This window comes from Bacteroides sp. AM44-19, from assembly GCF_003603395.1.
GTDB classification, from domain to species: Bacteria; Bacteroidota; Bacteroidia; order Bacteroidales; family Bacteroidaceae; genus Bacteroides; species Bacteroides uniformis.
The window spans coordinates 20,298-36,361 of sequence record NZ_QTNB01000023.1 but is presented as its reverse complement, the minus strand read 5'-3'; the positions used below and the strand labels follow the sequence as shown (position 1 = coordinate 36,361).

Below are 16,064 nucleotides of genomic sequence, written 5' to 3'. Positions count from 1 at the left end.
AACAAAAGAAGTATGCGAAAGGGATTCAAAATGAGAGATTATTCACTTTTTATTTTTTTTAAATTTATAAATTTAAAGTTTTCAATTATGAACAAAAAGTTTCTAAGTGTAATCCTGTTCAGCGCCTTAATGGTTGGCACTGCAGGAACGTTCACTTCTTGTAAGGACTATGATGATGACATCGAAAACCTGGACAAGAAGACCAGTGACTTGAACACACAGCTTACGACTTTGCAATCTGCTTTGGATGCCGCTAAGTCTGATATCGCTGCTGCCAAGTCTGCTGCTGATGCAGCCAAAGAAGCTGCTGCCACTGCAAAAGCAGAAGCTATACAGGCTGCGGTTGACAAGGTTAATGAGATGTTGAAAGATGCTCCAAGCCAAGAGGCATTAGATGCATTAAAGACTCAAATTTCTGCCATCGAAACAAATTTGGCTACAATTTCAGGTACAGTAGATGCTAATGCAGCTGCCATTGCTCAGTTAAAGATTCAAATGGTTGCTGTTGAAAAGTACAAAGAGCTAATCGATGCTAATGCTGAAGAAATTGACAAAATCAATGTTGCAATTACAGCTATCAACAAAGCAATGGAAGACGTGGCAACTACAGCTGATGTAAAAGCCATAGATGACAAAGTTACCGCTATTGCTGCCCAAATTAGCAGTATCAATGATGGTTTAGTAACTCTGCTTACTAAAGAATTAAGAAGTTTAGTATTCTATCCCGAGCTGTATGTAGGCGGTATTGAGGCTACTGAATATGAAGCGATGCGCTATACGTATAAGAAAACTTCTACTACTACTGAAATAGAGTTTAATGACGAGCACTCGCCGGCCGTAAAATGTGTAATTACAGAACCTGTGGCAAATTGGAACTATGTAGATGACAAAAAAGATGTATTTGCTCCGATTGATACAGTTAAGTATCACATGAATCCTTCAAGTGCATTGATTGATAAGTTGGCTGATCTTAGCTTTGTCTCAAGAGAAACAGAATACATTACACGTGCAAATGACTCCAAGTTGAAATTTAAGGTTGAAAACATGGAGCAAAAGAAAGACGGATTTATCAGTGTAGGATATTCTCTTGATAAGACTGTTATCTATGACAAGAAATACGATAACGCTGAAAAGGGAGAAGCTTCTATTTTTGCTCTGTCCGCCAATGTAAAGAAGGCTGACAAAGACACTACCATTACTTCTGATTACGCAATGGCGTACATTTCTGAGGTAACTCCTATGGCTATTGCTTACAAGAGCAATGACCTTGTTGATGGTCGTGTCAATACTGCCGTTGAATGTTCTACAGCTAATAACCCTGATGAATTATGGACTAGCGTAAAAGATGCAATCACACATGCTCCAACTTTGCAAGTGGCATACGATGAGTCCATTGACTTAAAAAAGGTATTGGCCACCCATTATGATTGGAACACTGAAACAAAGAATAAAGGTACACATAAAATTTGGCCTTACGGTGCAGAAGCCAAATTCGGTTTGAAGTATGACTTTGCTTTAATTCAGTATAAGACCGGTAATAATGTGACTTCTGACAGCAAATATGTACAACAAGACATTACAAGTGGTGTCATCACTCCTTCTATCGTAAATGAAAAGGGTGAAACATTGAATCAACAAGGAATCTCTTCTGTAGGAAAACGCCCGTTGATCCGTGTTCGCGTACTTGATAATCAAGACCGTGTTGTTTTGGTTGGTTACATCAAATTGCAAATCATCAAAGAAGCCGGTTATAAGATTACGGACGAATTCCCGAAAGACGCTAAATTCGGATGCGACGGAGTTAAGCTGGATTTGACTTGGGCTGAAATCTCTTATCAGTTGCTTGAGAATACCGCTACTCAATCCAAAGACGAATTTGATGCTCTCTACAAATTTACTCAGAATAATTCTGTTGGTACACAATTTGAATTGACAAGCAGTAACGAATGGAAGGCTATCACAGATGCCAAGAAGATTTACGGAGAAGTTGAGGAAGTTGCAGATCCTCACGGAACTACCAATACAATTTTGCGTTGGACTCTGTCAATAAGTGATATGCAACGTATTTATCAAGAAAGCGATTCTCACTCAAAGACTATCTACGTAAGATATGAAAGTAAGCAGGGCGAAACAGCAAATGCTCCGATTTACATGCCATTGAAGGCCACTGTTCTGAAGCCGGTAGGTGCTGTTAAGACCAAGATTGCTGAATACTGGTACGAAAATGGTACAACTACTCGTTTGAATGTGGCTTATCCGAAGGATGGCGGTAACACATTGCAGTATGTAGTTGAACTTGATCAGGTATGGGAAGTAGTAGGTGATGCCAACAAACCTCAATTTGGTCCGACTGCAGGTTTTGCTTCTTATACAGATGCTATATTTGCTAAACAAGCTGTCAATAGTGCAGCCGGTGGTTACAAGTACTTCTTTGCAGCTACTAACGACGAGTACGAATTACCTGCAACTGGAACATTAGCTAAACCTGGTTATTTCTTGTATGTTGATAATACAAAGGCGACAGATATCTTCGCAAAACAATATGATGCAAGCTATGACAATACATTGGAATATGCATTAAAATCAGATCAGGGTGTCTATACGAATACAAAACTGTATGCAGGAAAGACCCGTGCAGCCAAAGTAGAAATTGCAGAAATTAATCAAGCAACAGGTAAGATTACATACAAGCAGAATTCTACATCTGAATTCTTGTTGAACTATTATGGTCACTCCAATGCACAGTTGGTTGCACAAATCGGTGTTGTGCCTTATACTCCGTGTGCTATAGCAATGGCTACGCAGAACAGTGTATATCCTGCCAAGTTCTTGCGTCCTATTGATGCCAACCCGGTAGAAGACGGTGAGTTTACTGATGCCGAGGCAAATGGTTCTAAATTGAATATCGCAGACTTGTTCCACTTCTCCGACTGGCGTGATAAGAAGTTTGTTGACTTTGATGCTGATCCGGTGGACTACTCAAACGCTTGGTTGTTTGCATATTATAATGTAAAACAAGTTAAGGTGCTGATTGATAAGATCACTACTGATATGAACGGTCACGATATCAACAACAAGTTGTTGTCTCAGGTGTCAACAAAAGTTAAGTTCTCTCAATTGAATCCATCTGGCGCAGATGTGACTGGTACTGGTGTAACTGTTAGTTTCGCTGCTTACAACAAGCAATCTGCTGGTACGAAAGCAACTTACGATGTTATCAAGGCAGCTATGGGACAAATCAAGTATGAGAACAACGGTAACAACGTAGGTACTTTCAAGGTACGTATTCCGGTTGAGTTCACTTACGATTGGGGCGTTATCCAGAAAGTGTGGGTAGATTGTGTGGTTAAAAACACCATCGGCAACAATTAATGATGTAAATAGTTACATTATACTACACTAATGAAAGAGGGGTATGTTCATGAGGGCATACTCCTCTCTTTATAAATAGAAATGCAATGAAAAAAAGAGTAATAAATCTCACGCTATTTATTGCGACTGTTCTTATCGGTATGAATTCATGTACCAATAGAAAAGCGAGTGTAACAGAAGACGTTTATAATATTAGCTCCCAAGATACGGCTGTTGTCTTGAAATTAGCTTCTTCGTGTATGGACGCTCTGCAAGAAGGCAGAACAGAAGCCGCATTGGAAATGATGTATGTTACACGGAATGATACTCTGATGCCAATCAGTAACGAACAGAAAGTGAACATGGCAAGACGATTCAAGCTTTTCCCTGTATTGGATTATACTCTGGAAAGCTTCGGTTTTTCTCAGTACACCGGAAATGAAGTGAAATTCAGGGTGAAATTTGCTGAAGAAGATGCAGCGGACAATAAGCCTGCTGCTTATACCAGCCTCAGATTCTGTCCGGTGAAGTATAACGCAGACTGGTATCTGACCATCGAATCCGAATAAACGAGGTAGCAATTAATAGGTTGGAGGATGTTTCTGAATAAACATCCTCCTTTCCATAGAATTACTATTGCATGTTTTCTATCAGCCGTTCTTTAACAGCTTTATAGCCTTCAATAGGGTCAAAAGGCTCATCTGGACGAAGAAGCAATTGAGTATCACCCAGAAAATCCGGATCAACCATCTTTTCTTCCATATTAGCAACGAATTGTTTGTATGTGGGAGGTTGCTGAACTGCAAAACTCATGTAGCGATGATAGCAGCGCATGAGTTCGTTTACATCAACTTCTGCTTTTGTCAATGCTACATATAAGTCAAATAAGTCACGCCCTTTTTTACGTTGGTATAATGCTCTCAGTTTCGTGCCCAGAAGTTCATTAAGCCGATAGGTTGTAATCTCACATTCTCCCGTGAACCAACTATTCTCAACTATAAAAGGAATCTTTACCAATCCCAGCTCATTGAAGTGCTCAAAGCAATTAATTTCAATCTTCAATCTTATCTGGATTGTTGGCGGAAACTCTGATTCCATTCTGAACAGCATTGTATTATTATAGCGTTTCTGTTTAGTAACACGATTCGGTAAAAAGTCCAATACTTCTCCTAATCTGAACATAATGGGCTTGATTGGTCCCGGATTTATTTGTACTAAATCAATGTCTTCACTATAGCGTGGCTGTGGAGAAAGATAAAGTTTGTGTAATGCCGTTCCTCCACGAAAGGCTAACTGTGAAGAAAGGAATTCATCACTAAAAATGGCAACCAATGCACGTGAGATGATTAAATCCTGCTCGATTTGCGCATTATCATTCCACGGCACCTGCTTACTCCATTGTATGATAGAGGCTCTGTTAATCATATGTCATCAACTTCTATATTTGTATTTATTTTTATCTTCCAGCGCGTATTCTTCTCCTGGACATCAGCACTATGGCGCGTGCTGAGGAATACGTATTTGAACGTTCTGGTGTATTTGCATAACAAATCATATAAATCATTGGCTCGTTGTTCTTCTTGCAGCACTACATCTAAAATGAATCCAAGCCGCTGAATTGCCGCTAAAGAGGTGTATGCAAACAAAGATTCTGAAATCTTCGAAAAGTCTATCAATTCCGACAATTCTTCCAGTATGGTTGCCGCACGTGACAAGCCACCAATATGTTGTTCATATTGTACAAGATCTACAGCCGTCAGCTCTGCATTCGAATAGTATATGGTACCCGTTTCTGAATTTCTTGTTAGAAGAAACTCAGAAGGCATTTTGTTTCTATAATTCCACACCAACAGATTATTCTTTGTAGGAGATACTGAGGACTTAGGCAAAATTGTTGTGACAGAAAACCTCTGTGGACGTTGATGAGCTGAACCGAGAAGCTCTGCTGCATTGAGAAGACTTATATAATAGGGCTTATCCAAATAAGACATCAGTTGGTCAATGTAGTATATAGGAGGAATAATACCTTTTGCCGCATATTGGGGGGGCATAATTACATAGAACCCTCGATATACAGGTACTATGATTTTTTGCGTAGAAAGGCGGAACAAATCATTTTTGATAGATTGTTCTGTTATATTGGGGAAAAATCGTCTTACAGTACTAAAGGAAAATGTAGGTGTTCCCCCAATTTCTAATTCTCTTATCCATTCTCGAATTGACATATCCGTCCTTTTTGGTGCAAAAGTAATCAAAAAACGATTATCTTTGCACTATTTCGGGACAAAATTTAGAATCATGCCAAACAAATTAAATCTCATTAGTTTCAAGTACAAGTTCCAATAAAAGTAATAGGTTGATTTTATTCTAATTTGCTACACTCATAATTTACTTTATCATATCCAACTGTTATTATAAAATATTTAGTCCGATATAACAAAAGTATTCAATGGGAGAGCATTCTTTTTTTTATTTCTCCTCTCAATTGTATATAATTGCAAGATAAATCTTTTATAAATTATTTCGAAATGAGAAAGAATGAAATTACCTTACAGGAGATGTTCTCGACAATCGTTGAAGAACTTCGGGAAAGCGGGAGATGGGGAACGGCACACATCTACCAGGCCTCCTCAAATGCGTTCTCCGCATTCACCAACTACCAGGCGCTGCCTCTGCGGAAGTTAAGCCCTACGGTACTCAAACGCTTCGAAAACCACCTGCGACACAGGAACTGCAGCTGGAATACGGTATCTACTTACATTAAGACAATCCGCTCCACCTACAACAGGGCTGTGGATATGAAGTGCGTACGCTATACTCCCCGGCTCTTCGAACATGTATATACGGGTACACGGGCCGATAGGAAGAAGGCTTTGGAAACATCGGATATCAGCTATCTGGTACGCGAAACGGAAATGGGGATGCAGGAAAAGGCATTTCCCAATAACCTGCAGAAAACCAGGATATTCTTTGTACTCATGTTCATGCTGCGAGGCATTCCGTTCGTCGATTTGGCCTATCTGCACAAGAGGGATTTGCAAGGCAATACACTATCGTACCGCCGCCGAAAAACGGGACGCGCCTTGACAGTGGCGCTTACCCCCGAAGCCATGCAGATGATACGTCTGATGGCCAGCAGGAATCAGGATTCGCCTTATCTATTTCCCATACTGCACAGCGAGGAAGGCACCGAAGCGGCATACCGGGAATACCAGTCGGCACTCAGGGGATTCAACCAGCGGCTGGCAGTACTCAGGCAGTGCCTGGGAATGCAGTCGGCACTCAGTACCTATGCAGCCAGACACACCTGGGCCACAATGGCTTACCATTGCGAGATACACCCCGGAATCATATCGGAAGCCATGGGACACTCCTCCATCACGGTGACGGAAACCTATCTGAAGCCTTTCAGCAACAGAAAGATTGACGAGGCCAACCAGAGGGTAATTTCTTTTGTAAGAAGCGGAGCGTGTACAGTATAAAAGACGTTACTTCTTTTGATAGGATAGAATAGATTTGTCGCACATTTTCCGGAATCTTCAAAATGAGTTTTGAGGAACGGAATGGCGTTGTCTTTACGGAGCTCCCATCGGTGCTATCAATGGACTGTCATTCAACCTTTTGAACTGAAAGATACATACTTTCATTCTTTGAAAGCCTCATTTCATCCCTTTCCCACTGTCATCTTTCTGGACTTCCAATCCTCTTTCCAATATCCTAACGGGCTGATTTTTACTATTCTGAACAAAATCAGCCTATTCCCTCCTTATTCCCTGATTATTAATGGAATTAACAAGATTTCATTACCTGCGAAGTAACGGAAAAAACACATATAAAAATGTGAGGAAAAATACTGTAATCGTAGATTTTATTATTTTTCATTTTTTAAATTTATAAATTTAAAGTTTTCATTATGAACAAAAAGTTTTTAAGTGTAATCTTGTTTGGAGCCTTGATGACGGCTACTACAAGTACGTTCACATCTTGCAAGGACTATGATGATGACATCGATAATTTGCAGGAGCAATTGGACAAAAAAGCTACAGCTGAAGACTTGAATAGCAAAGTAAGCGCATTGGAAAGTGAAATTGCTGCTGCTAAGTCAAGTGCAGAAGATGCAGCGAAAAAAGCTCAAGAAGCTTTAGATAAAGCTACAGGAGCTGGTACTGTTACAGATGCTGACTTGGAAGCTCTAAAAACTGATTTAGAAGCTAAAATAGCTAAGTTAGCAGCTTTAAAAGATGTTGAGGAACAAATTGCCAACCTTAAATCTGAACTGACCAATGCTATTGCAGGTAAAGCAAGTCAAGAAGAATTGAAGGCTCTTGCAGAAAAGGTGGCTAAATTACAAAATGAGGCATTAAATCTGATCGGCCGTCAATTGACTAGTTTAGTGTTTAAGCCTGATTTCTATTATCAAGGTATTGAAGCTATGTCTGCGTCTACATTTGCGTATAAGGCTTTGACATTGAAAGTTGTTAATGCTGATGCGGATTTTTCTAAAGATGCGGCAACAATTGCAACTACGCAGTCTTATTTGACTCCAGGATTGACTGCAGATTATCACATGAATCCGTCTACTGTAGATATAAATAATATCGCAGAACTGACATTTATCTCCGATGATAAGAAATACACTAAAGCTGCAGGTGCAGTAGTGAAAGCTGAAGTTATTGGTAAAAGCTTAGCTCCAAACCAACCAGGTGTTTTGAGAGTAAAAGCAAAATTGACTGACGGTAGCATTAAAGACATTGACAAAGATGGACTCGTAACAGTATTGGCTTTGCAAGCTCATTATAAAGATGCCAAAGTAGATACTATAATTACTTCTGATTACGCTGCTGTAAAAGCGCAAGAAATCAAAGATTTAGTATTGGCAAACGCAAAAGTACAACCTAATCATGCTGACGGAGAAGGTCACTTGTATACGACTGCAGCTGAAGCTATTCAGAATGAACCTCAAATTCAAGTTGCATGGAACAGCGAAGGTGTAGATGTTGCTGAATATATTCAAACACACTATACAACAACTACCAATCAAGATATCGCTTGGGATAAAAATGCAAATGAAGGTCTTGTTGAGAAAGATGGTTTCAAGTATATTTATGAATTGGTAGGTTATTTTGCCGGACAAAATGAGACTTCAGAAAGTGCCCATGCAAATTGGAAGGGTGCTATATTGAGACCTCAAATAACCAAAGGTGGTAAGCAACAGGCATTTGGTGCTGAACAAAGCAAAGCAACCATAGGTCGTATGCCGTTGATTCGTGTCATCTTGAAAGATACTGTACAGAACCAAAATGTAGCCGTTGGTTATATTAAAGCTGAAATTACAACAACTCCGGAAGAGAATGAAATTACTGTTATTGATCCGTTCAACTTTACTGAAGGATATACCGTTAATTGCTCTCAAGATAATTTGATTAAGAAATTAACTTGGGATCAAGTGGAAGAACAAATTTTAGCTAAACTTGATATTTCTAAGGAAGAGTTTGAAAATACTTATAAACTTGACGCTACGGATAGCGATGCAAAGCAATTCACTGGGGCAAGTGCAGATGCAGTAGAAGTTGCGAAGAAGATTGGGGTAGTTTCTAAAACAACTGCTGATACGGAAGGCCATATGACAGAAGTATTGCAGTGGACAATAGGAGCTAATGACGCTTATGAACTTTTCACAGAAAAAGCAAGTATAAATGCTGTCGTTCGTTTTGTTAAGGAGAATAGCAATAAAACTGCACACTATGTGTATGTAACATTCAACTGGACACCGAGTCCACGCAATGTTACTCCAGCCGGTACTATTGCCAATACTACAAAACTTGACTATGCTTGGTTTGCAAGTGGTAGTACAGAAGCTAAGAGCGGTTATGATGAAATCCATCAGAACGTAAAAGTACCCAATAAGGGTGAAGGCGCAGATAAGTGTACTTATGTAAATGACCTTTTGAATGTATTTGAAGGCAATAAGGTTACTATCAGTGGAGTAGATGCAGTTTATGCAGATTTCCAAGATAATAAATTAACTAAAACATTCCAGTTCGTTACTCCGCGCATAAAGGATGTTTATGGCGTTTCTAAACATAACAAGTACAGATTATCTGTTTCTACGGATGGATTAACTTTATCTGCAACTAAGCTGGAGAACAATCAACCAACCGGAGCTTCTCAAAAGATAGCAGTAATTAGCAATTCTGCTGTGACATATCAAGAAACTGATTACGCAAAAGATATCTTGAACTATGCTGGTCGCACTGAAATGAAAGATGGTGAAACTCTTTGCGGTCGTGTTAAAGTTGTTGCAACAAACGAATGCAAAAAGGACTTGAAATTGAGCAATTATGAATTTGATGTGAAATTTATACGCCCTATTAATGTAACTTCTAAGGATAATGAAGGCTTGAAAGATGCTATTAATGACGGTGACAAGCTTGACTTCAGCAAGGTATTAGCATTTACGGACTGGCGTAATAACAAGGAACAAAATGAGTTCAGTCCGGAAGGATATAACTACTATACTTACTATGGAGTTGAGAAGATTGAAGTAGATGAAGCTAATATCACAACTAATTTGAATGGTGGAACATTGGGTGAAACATTGTTGAGCTCTAAGAGTAATAATATCGAAATAACATATACTCCGTCTACAGAGCCTATTGATGGTACACATATGGGTATTCTAAACTATAAGAACAATGGTAATGAAGTTGGTAACTACCAAATTCAAGTTCCTGTAAAAGTAACTTATAAATGGGGTGTTATTGAAGTTAATATTGTTATTGATGTTCACGGAACTGTCTAATCATTAGATTAAATAGAAATCTCCAATAGAAAGAGTGCCTTCAAAAGAGGGCACTCTTTTTAATCTATAAAGACGTCTACATATTGAAATTATGTGGTCAGTTCACTTGGAGTGAAGTGAAGAAGCTATTTCTCTTTCATTTTTTCGCTATATATTTTAATATAGCTCCAGCCTATTGATACCAATCATAATAATATGCCCCCAAAATCACCTAACAAAAATAGATAAAAGAATGAAAACGATAAAGTCTTTAAGTATACTGTTGTATGTACTTGTTTTGATGACAGCTTGTAAACAAGAAAAGAAAAGAGTAGAAAGTATTGCCCCCAAAACATCCTCTATCATGGTACTCTCACAGCGAGATACAGCAACTGTGACTGAGCTTGTAAACCGATTCATGACTTTAGCTCAAAATAAAGAGTATGCCGAAGCTGTAGCCATGCTATACAAAATGGATGCTAAAATACCTAATCAAGCACCAGAACCTTTAGATAATGAAGACATGCAACATATTAAAACATTATTTGAACTCTTTCCTATCTATAGATATAAAATTGATAATATACAATTTAAAGAAGCCGAAGATAATGAAGTAAGATGCACCGTTTACTTTACCGAAACTAGAAAGACCAATTGGTACTTTAAACCAGTACGCTATCTAGGGAATTGGAAATTATGCATGAAAGATTCAGGAATGGGTGATAAAGCCATCTGATAAACTTTTCAATTCCCATCAAAAACGCAAGAAAGGCCCTCCTTTTTGTAGGAGAGCCTTTCTTATATTATATTCCACAAATCGTTTTACTACATTTAGAAGAGATACGCCGCAGACACCTGCCAAGTCTTATTCTTGGCACCGAAAGCCTTACCCGCCTCCTCCCACGTAAATGAGTCGCCCATCGGGAGCTGATAGGTCACGCCAACCTGGAGATGCTTCAGCAGCTTCACACCGGCACCCAGATTAAGTGCCACTTGAGCCTTCTTGCGATCTACGTAGTCTTTCTTCTTAAAATCGAAGAAGAAATCGGGACCGGCAGCTATATAAATACCCAACAAGCTACCCAAGCCAATGGTATATTTCAGATTTACGGGTACTTCCAGTCCTGTTTGCTTCACCTCGTCCTTGCCGCGCTGAGAGAACAGCAAAGCACCGTCAACACCCAAGCCTACAATGGGAATGGTAAACTCAGCCATCGGACCAATAAAGAAACCGGTAGAATTATCCTTGTTTCCCTTATATCCGCCATCCCAATCTATTTTCGTCATATTCACACCACCCTTAACACCCCACTTCAATAGTTGGGCCTGGGCAGGCATAGCCATAAACATACAGCATACAGCTATCACGAAAGCACTAAAAATCTTTTTCATAATCAATTGTGTTTAATATTACGGGACAAATATATGCAAATTCTTCCTAAAGAAACAACATCTATTAGCATTTGTTCATTTAAGAGAACAATGAATCACAAAACGCATTACCTTTGCAACCTGAATCAAAGAAAGATACCACACAGATAAAATAAAAAGCTATGATAAAAATCAGAAAGACGCAACCCACAGACATTACAATCCTTATGGACATCTTTGAACAAGCGAAGCACATCATGCGGAAAGACGGAAATATGCTGCAGTGGAGAGGCAACTACCCTTCCAGGGAAATCGTCATAGCAGACATCGAACAAGGAAACAGCTATGTGTGCACCGACGATACCGAAGAAATTATCGGAACCTTCGCCTTTATCCGTGGAAACGACCCCACATATACGCATATCTATGAAGGAAAATGGGTGGAAGATACGCTTCCTTACGGCGTCATTCACCGGCTGGCAAGTACAGAACACAGCAAAGGAGTGGCCAATGCCTGCCTGCAATGGTGCTACGAACAAATACCCAACCTACGTGCAGATACCCACCGGGACAATCATATCCTGCAATACATACTGAAGAAGCACGGATTCAAATATTGCGGCATCATCCTTCTGGCCAATGGAGACGAACGGCTGGCATTCCAAAAAGTAGAAGGATAGACAAGGAAACCACGAATCTTTCATTTAAAGGAGTTATCAGCCGACAAGTCGGCTTAGGAGTTAAAGCCAATACTCGTGCGTATGTATTCACAGAAGTATCGGCTTTAACTTCTTCAACTCCTGACGGAGCGGAGCGAAGTGATAACTCCTCCAATTCCTTTAAATGAAAGAACCGGGCAAGAAAACTCAAATAATCATAACCCTTCAAACATTATCTGCCATATAATTGTATATATAGCAGGTTTCCACAATGTTGTGGAAAACAAAAACAAGATAACATATGAAGGATTATAAACGTATGACAGTCGGCGAAATCGTAGCCGACAACTTCAACAATGCCGGGATATTTGATAAATATGGCATTGATTTCTGCTGCCATGGTTCCGCACTGCTTCCCGAAGCCAGTAAAACTGCCGGAGCCGATATGGAGAAGGTGATAGAAGAAATAGAGCATCTGGCTCCGACAACCTCCGAAAATATTGATTTCAAGAGTTGGCCTCTGGACTTATTGGTGGACTATATTCTCAAAATCCACCACCGTAATATCCGTACACAAGGTCCCGAGATTGAAGAACTGCTGGATAAAATATGTCGCGTACACGGTGAAAAACATCCGTCACTCTACAATGTGCAGGCTCTCTTTCATGATTCCCTCTCCGACCTCAATGCCCATCTCGACAAAGAGGAACTGGTACTGTTTCCCTACATCTATGAGATGGTAAAGGCTAAGCTGGAAAATACTCCCCTGCCCGAATTCCACTGTGGAAGCATCGAAGCTCCCATATCCGTCATGATGGCAGAACATGACATTGAAGGAGAACGCTATCGCCACATAGAGCATCTGACCAACGGCTATACAGCTCCAGAAGATGCCTGCAACAGTTACCGCCTCGTACTCCAACAGCTTAAAGCATTTGAAGAGGCCTTGCACCAGCACATCCATCTGGAAAATAATATCGTTTTCCCACGCTCCATCAAAATGGAAGCAAAATTAAGAGAACAGCCATGACACAAATCAGAATCAAACGGGTATATGAAGAACCCGATGCAACAGACGGCTACCGTGTATTGGTGGACCGGCTGTGGCCTCGCGGCATAAAAAAGGAACATCTGAAATACGATGTCTGGGAAAAGGATATTACCCCTTCACCTGAATTAAGAAAATGGTTTCACGAAGACCAAGCGGAACACTGGGAGGGGTTTGCAGCCATGTATCGCAAGGAACTGGAAAATTCGGAAGCCGCCCTTAGGTTCATTGACACCATAAAACACCACCATACCATAACCTTACTATATGCTTCCAAAGCACCGATATACAACCATGCACGCATCCTGCAACGGTTTCTGCAGGAGCACTTAGACTAATTACTCACAATCTTTACAGTAAAAGCAAAGATGAACTGTAACTCTGGAAAGGCTGTTCAACGAATTGGTGCTACAAGGACACAAACTTCTTTTTCAAGTCGTCCACTCCCATTCCCGTAAAATAATCCTCGATAAAGTCCCAGCGCTGTTCATCCGTCAGCTTATCTGTTCCGAAGAAGAAAGAGAACAAGTCAATCTGCTCCTGGAATATCTGCTCGTTGGTATCCAGAATCAGATTGCGGTAATCATCGCCAAGCGCAAGTTCCTGCAGAGTTTCGGGGTCATTGAAACGGACAAATACGCAAGGCGTACCGCCACCCTCCACACTGAACGAAAGGCAGTCGAGCATAGAAAGCAGATTAAGCAGCATATTCAAGTCCGAGAAAGGAGTGCAATAAAACAACAGGCGGTCTCCCTTACTGCCCACTATACGTTGGCTAAACAGTTTTTGATAGCGCGACAGAAGCAAATCAAAGCCTTTGGTCACCGTAAAAGAGAGTTCATTGGAATCTTTCTTTTTCACACTGCTGATATAGCTCACACTGCGGCCTTCCTCCGTGCGGCTCTCCAGCAGGGAACCGATAAAGCGTTTGGCAGAGCGCACGTCCATGCCATGCTCGGCAAAGACAGCCCGCAGTTCTTCTTCATCAAAACGTCCTTTCGACTTTATCAATGCCGTTTTCAGCATCATTGTCAGGCTCTTGAACAAGGCATCCATCCGTTCACGGATGACGGAGGCATCTTCCTTCAACAGCACCTCATGCTTGCCTACAGATACGGCACGGGCACCTTCCCGCAACGTTCCATTATTCAGCTTCTGTTTGAACTCCTTGTAGCCAAGCTCCGGGAAACGCTCTTCCCAAAGCGCTTCCAGACGTACGACGTAAACCCCGTCCTCCCCTTCTACCTTTGTCAGATAGCTATGGAATTCACGGGCAAAGACATCACCCGTCTTGTCCTGGACATATCCTTCGGTCAACAAATTCTTGGGACTGATTTCAAGCAGATACCTGCCATAACGCTGCATCAAATCGTCTTCCAGCCAAAGCAAGGCAGTCTTGATGAGCTGTCCCAACTCTGCTTCATACTCCAGCTTGTTCTTTGTACGCGGCAGTTTCACCACAAACTCGAAATCGGACAAAGACACCATGATTTCCGGTTTCTCCCCTTTCATGCGGTACACTTCCATGAGCTTTCTCAGAATAAGCACCAGCTGTTCCTGGGCAATGTTCCCCGTCTGATGCAGACGCTTCATATAATAGAAGTCCCGTTCATGGTAGTCGGTAGCGGCAATGCCACGTATCTCCGTATCACGCGCGGCACGCCCTATCTCCTGAATATAGTCGACAAACGTACTGGATGGCGCCACATGGTATACACGGTCTATATCACTGATGTCCACTCCCATACCAAAGGCTTTCGTAGCCACAATCAGTTTCTTGGTCCCTTCCTTGAACTCCTGCACAATGGCAGCTTTCTGTTCCTTTTCCTTCTTGCCATAATAGGAAGCCACCAGACGCCAGTCTGCCGGCTTCACCCACGTCTTCAGGCGCATGTCGATGCCACCCGCAAAAGGATAATAGAGCAATGTCTTGTGTCCGTCCAGGAAGTCCTCGACCCGCGCAGCCACCACGCGCTGCTTTGCCTTGTCGTATGTCTCCCCGTCCTCCATCTCCATCTGACGGATGTCAAAGCCAATATTCCGGCGCTTCACCGTACCTACATAAAGCACACAAGGCTCCATCTGCAAGGAACGGATAGTCTCGAATATCATGTCATTGCCCCCTTTGGGATTCCAGACAGCCGTAGCGGTCAATGCAAACAACGGGAAATTATAGCCGAGAGTCTGTTTCAAAGCAGTCAGGTAGCGCCCCAAGAACCAGTAGTCCACACGGAACTCCTTACCCCATGTCGTTACCGTATGCGCCTCATCGACCACCACCAGACCGATGCGGCGCTCGCCTACAAAATGCTTGATGTCGTAAGAGAGAAGCAATTCCGGCGAGAGATAGAACAAATCAATCTCCCCCTCACGCACCTGCCGGTAAACCTCCATCTTCTGTTCCGGCGATAAATCGGACGAGGCGTATGCCACACGCGCATACCCCAGTTCCTGCAGACTTTCCACCTGGTCTACAATCAACGCCTTCAAAGGGGAAACCACAATGGTAAGCAGATTATACTCCTTCCCCAAATAGATGGCAGGAAGCTGGAACAACAAGGATTTTCCGGAGCCGGTAGGGGCAGTCAACAATATATTGTCTACCTGCGTTTCACTTTTCCAAGCCTTTTCAGCCTCCAGTATAACGTTCTCTATCAGCTGTCCCTGCGAAATGCAGAGTTTCTCTTTTCCCTTGGACAAGTCATCGTAAATCTCAAGATTACGAAACTGTTCGTAGCCGTAAGTCTCCTTTAAAATCGTGTTTATGGTTTCGCGGCAGTTTTCAGGCAGATGCCTTTCCTTCAAATCCGGTAACCGGCGTGTCGTTGCTTCTTGTACATTCATTATTATTGTA

At 41.4% G+C, this 16,064-nt stretch carries 12 protein-coding genes; 8 read left to right on the top strand and 4 right to left on the bottom strand.

Annotated elements, in window-relative coordinates:
• The first annotated feature begins 87 nt into the window (after positions 1-87).
• Together DW947_RS19555 and DW947_RS19550 are read left to right on the top strand one after the other, a co-directional pair.
• Positions 88-3,372 carry a hypothetical protein gene (locus DW947_RS19555; protein WP_119958609.1) on the top strand — a complete coding sequence of 1,095 codons (3,285 nt, stop codon included), beginning with the start codon at positions 88-90 and terminating at the stop codon, positions 3,370-3,372.
• An 86-nt stretch (positions 3,373-3,458) separates the two neighbouring features.
• Complete coding sequence (locus DW947_RS19550; protein ID WP_005833590.1) at positions 3,459-3,920, top strand: hypothetical protein; 462 nt, start codon at positions 3,459-3,461, stop codon at positions 3,918-3,920.
• 64 nt (positions 3,921-3,984) lie between these two features.
• Here the strand turns inward: DW947_RS19550 and DW947_RS19545 are convergent, their stop codons facing one another.
• Positions 3,985-4,776 (bottom strand): nucleotidyl transferase AbiEii/AbiGii toxin family protein, encoded by a 792-nt coding sequence (locus DW947_RS19545; RefSeq protein WP_005833587.1) that lies wholly within the window; start codon positions 4,774-4,776, stop codon positions 3,985-3,987.
• A complete protein-coding gene (locus tag DW947_RS19540) occupies positions 4,773-5,576 on the bottom strand; it encodes a type IV toxin-antitoxin system AbiEi family antitoxin (RefSeq protein ID WP_061412092.1) in 804 nt (267 codons plus the stop codon). The genes DW947_RS19545 and DW947_RS19540 overlap by 4 nt, the downstream gene beginning before the upstream one ends.
• A gap of 303 nt (positions 5,577-5,879) precedes the next feature.
• On the opposite strand from DW947_RS19540, the gene DW947_RS19535 reads away from it, so the two are divergent.
• The 3 genes from DW947_RS19535 (at position 5,880) to DW947_RS19520 (ending at position 10,868) form a co-directional block, all read left to right on the top strand.
• On the top strand, positions 5,880-6,833 hold the full coding sequence (locus DW947_RS19535) for a tyrosine-type recombinase/integrase (RefSeq protein WP_119958608.1): 954 nt from the start codon (positions 5,880-5,882) through the stop codon (positions 6,831-6,833).
• Between the two features lie 431 nt (positions 6,834-7,264).
• Complete coding sequence (locus tag DW947_RS19525) at positions 7,265-10,153, top strand: hypothetical protein (protein WP_120381899.1); 2,889 nt, start codon at positions 7,265-7,267, stop codon at positions 10,151-10,153.
• A gap of 232 nt (positions 10,154-10,385) precedes the next feature.
• Entirely contained in the window at positions 10,386-10,868 is a 483-nt protein-coding gene (locus DW947_RS19520) for a hypothetical protein (RefSeq protein ID WP_117963040.1), read from the top strand.
• Between the two features lie 95 nt (positions 10,869-10,963).
• Here the strand turns inward: DW947_RS19520 and DW947_RS19515 are convergent, their stop codons facing one another.
• The gene (locus DW947_RS19515; RefSeq protein ID WP_005833619.1) at positions 10,964-11,524 is read right to left on the bottom strand and encodes a porin family protein; all 561 of its coding nucleotides are present in this window, start codon (positions 11,522-11,524) and stop codon (positions 10,964-10,966) included.
• 161 nt (positions 11,525-11,685) lie between these two features.
• On the opposite strand from DW947_RS19515, the gene DW947_RS19510 reads away from it, so the two are divergent.
• The 3 genes from DW947_RS19510 (at position 11,686) to DW947_RS19500 (ending at position 13,548) form a co-directional block, all read left to right on the top strand.
• Positions 11,686-12,183 carry a hypothetical protein gene (locus tag DW947_RS19510; protein ID WP_005824447.1) on the top strand — a complete coding sequence of 166 codons (498 nt, stop codon included), beginning with the start codon at positions 11,686-11,688 and terminating at the stop codon, positions 12,181-12,183.
• A 280-nt stretch (positions 12,184-12,463) separates the two neighbouring features.
• A complete protein-coding gene (gene ric, locus DW947_RS19505) occupies positions 12,464-13,192 on the top strand; it encodes an iron-sulfur cluster repair di-iron protein (RefSeq protein ID WP_005824443.1) in 729 nt (242 codons plus the stop codon).
• Complete coding sequence (locus DW947_RS19500) at positions 13,189-13,548, top strand: DUF488 domain-containing protein (RefSeq protein ID WP_005824440.1); 360 nt, start codon at positions 13,189-13,191, stop codon at positions 13,546-13,548. Before ric ends, DW947_RS19500 begins: the two co-directional genes overlap by 4 nt.
• Before the next feature lie 70 nt (positions 13,549-13,618).
• On the opposite strand, the gene DW947_RS19495 is transcribed toward DW947_RS19500, so the two are convergent.
• Entirely contained in the window at positions 13,619-16,054 is a 2,436-nt protein-coding gene (locus DW947_RS19495; protein ID WP_119958606.1) for a DEAD/DEAH box helicase, read from the bottom strand.
• Between the last annotated feature and the right edge of the window lie 10 nt (positions 16,055-16,064).

Bases quoted from the DNA above. Each gene is read 5' to 3' on its own strand.
- DW947_RS19555 (WP_119958609.1), top strand. From the start codon at position 88: ATGAACAAAAAGTTTCTAAGTGTAATCCTGTTCAGCGCCTTAATGGTT.
- DW947_RS19550 (WP_005833590.1), top strand. From the start codon at position 3,459: ATGAAAAAAAGAGTAATAAATCTCACGCTATTTATTGCGACTGTTCTT.
- DW947_RS19545 (WP_005833587.1), bottom strand. From the start codon at position 4,776: ATGATTAACAGAGCCTCTATCATACAATGGAGTAAGCAGGTGCCGTGG.
- DW947_RS19540 (WP_061412092.1), bottom strand. From the start codon at position 5,576: ATGTCAATTCGAGAATGGATAAGAGAATTAGAAATTGGGGGAACACCT.
- DW947_RS19535 (WP_119958608.1), top strand. From the start codon at position 5,880: ATGAGAAAGAATGAAATTACCTTACAGGAGATGTTCTCGACAATCGTT.
- DW947_RS19525 (WP_120381899.1), top strand. From the start codon at position 7,265: ATGAACAAAAAGTTTTTAAGTGTAATCTTGTTTGGAGCCTTGATGACG.
- DW947_RS19520 (WP_117963040.1), top strand. From the start codon at position 10,386: ATGAAAACGATAAAGTCTTTAAGTATACTGTTGTATGTACTTGTTTTG.
- DW947_RS19515 (WP_005833619.1), bottom strand. From the start codon at position 11,524: ATGAAAAAGATTTTTAGTGCTTTCGTGATAGCTGTATGCTGTATGTTT.
- DW947_RS19510 (WP_005824447.1), top strand. From the start codon at position 11,686: ATGATAAAAATCAGAAAGACGCAACCCACAGACATTACAATCCTTATG.
- ric (WP_005824443.1), top strand. From the start codon at position 12,464: ATGAAGGATTATAAACGTATGACAGTCGGCGAAATCGTAGCCGACAAC.
- DW947_RS19500 (WP_005824440.1), top strand. From the start codon at position 13,189: ATGACACAAATCAGAATCAAACGGGTATATGAAGAACCCGATGCAACA.
- DW947_RS19495 (WP_119958606.1), bottom strand. From the start codon at position 16,054: ATGAATGTACAAGAAGCAACGACACGCCGGTTACCGGATTTGAAGGAA.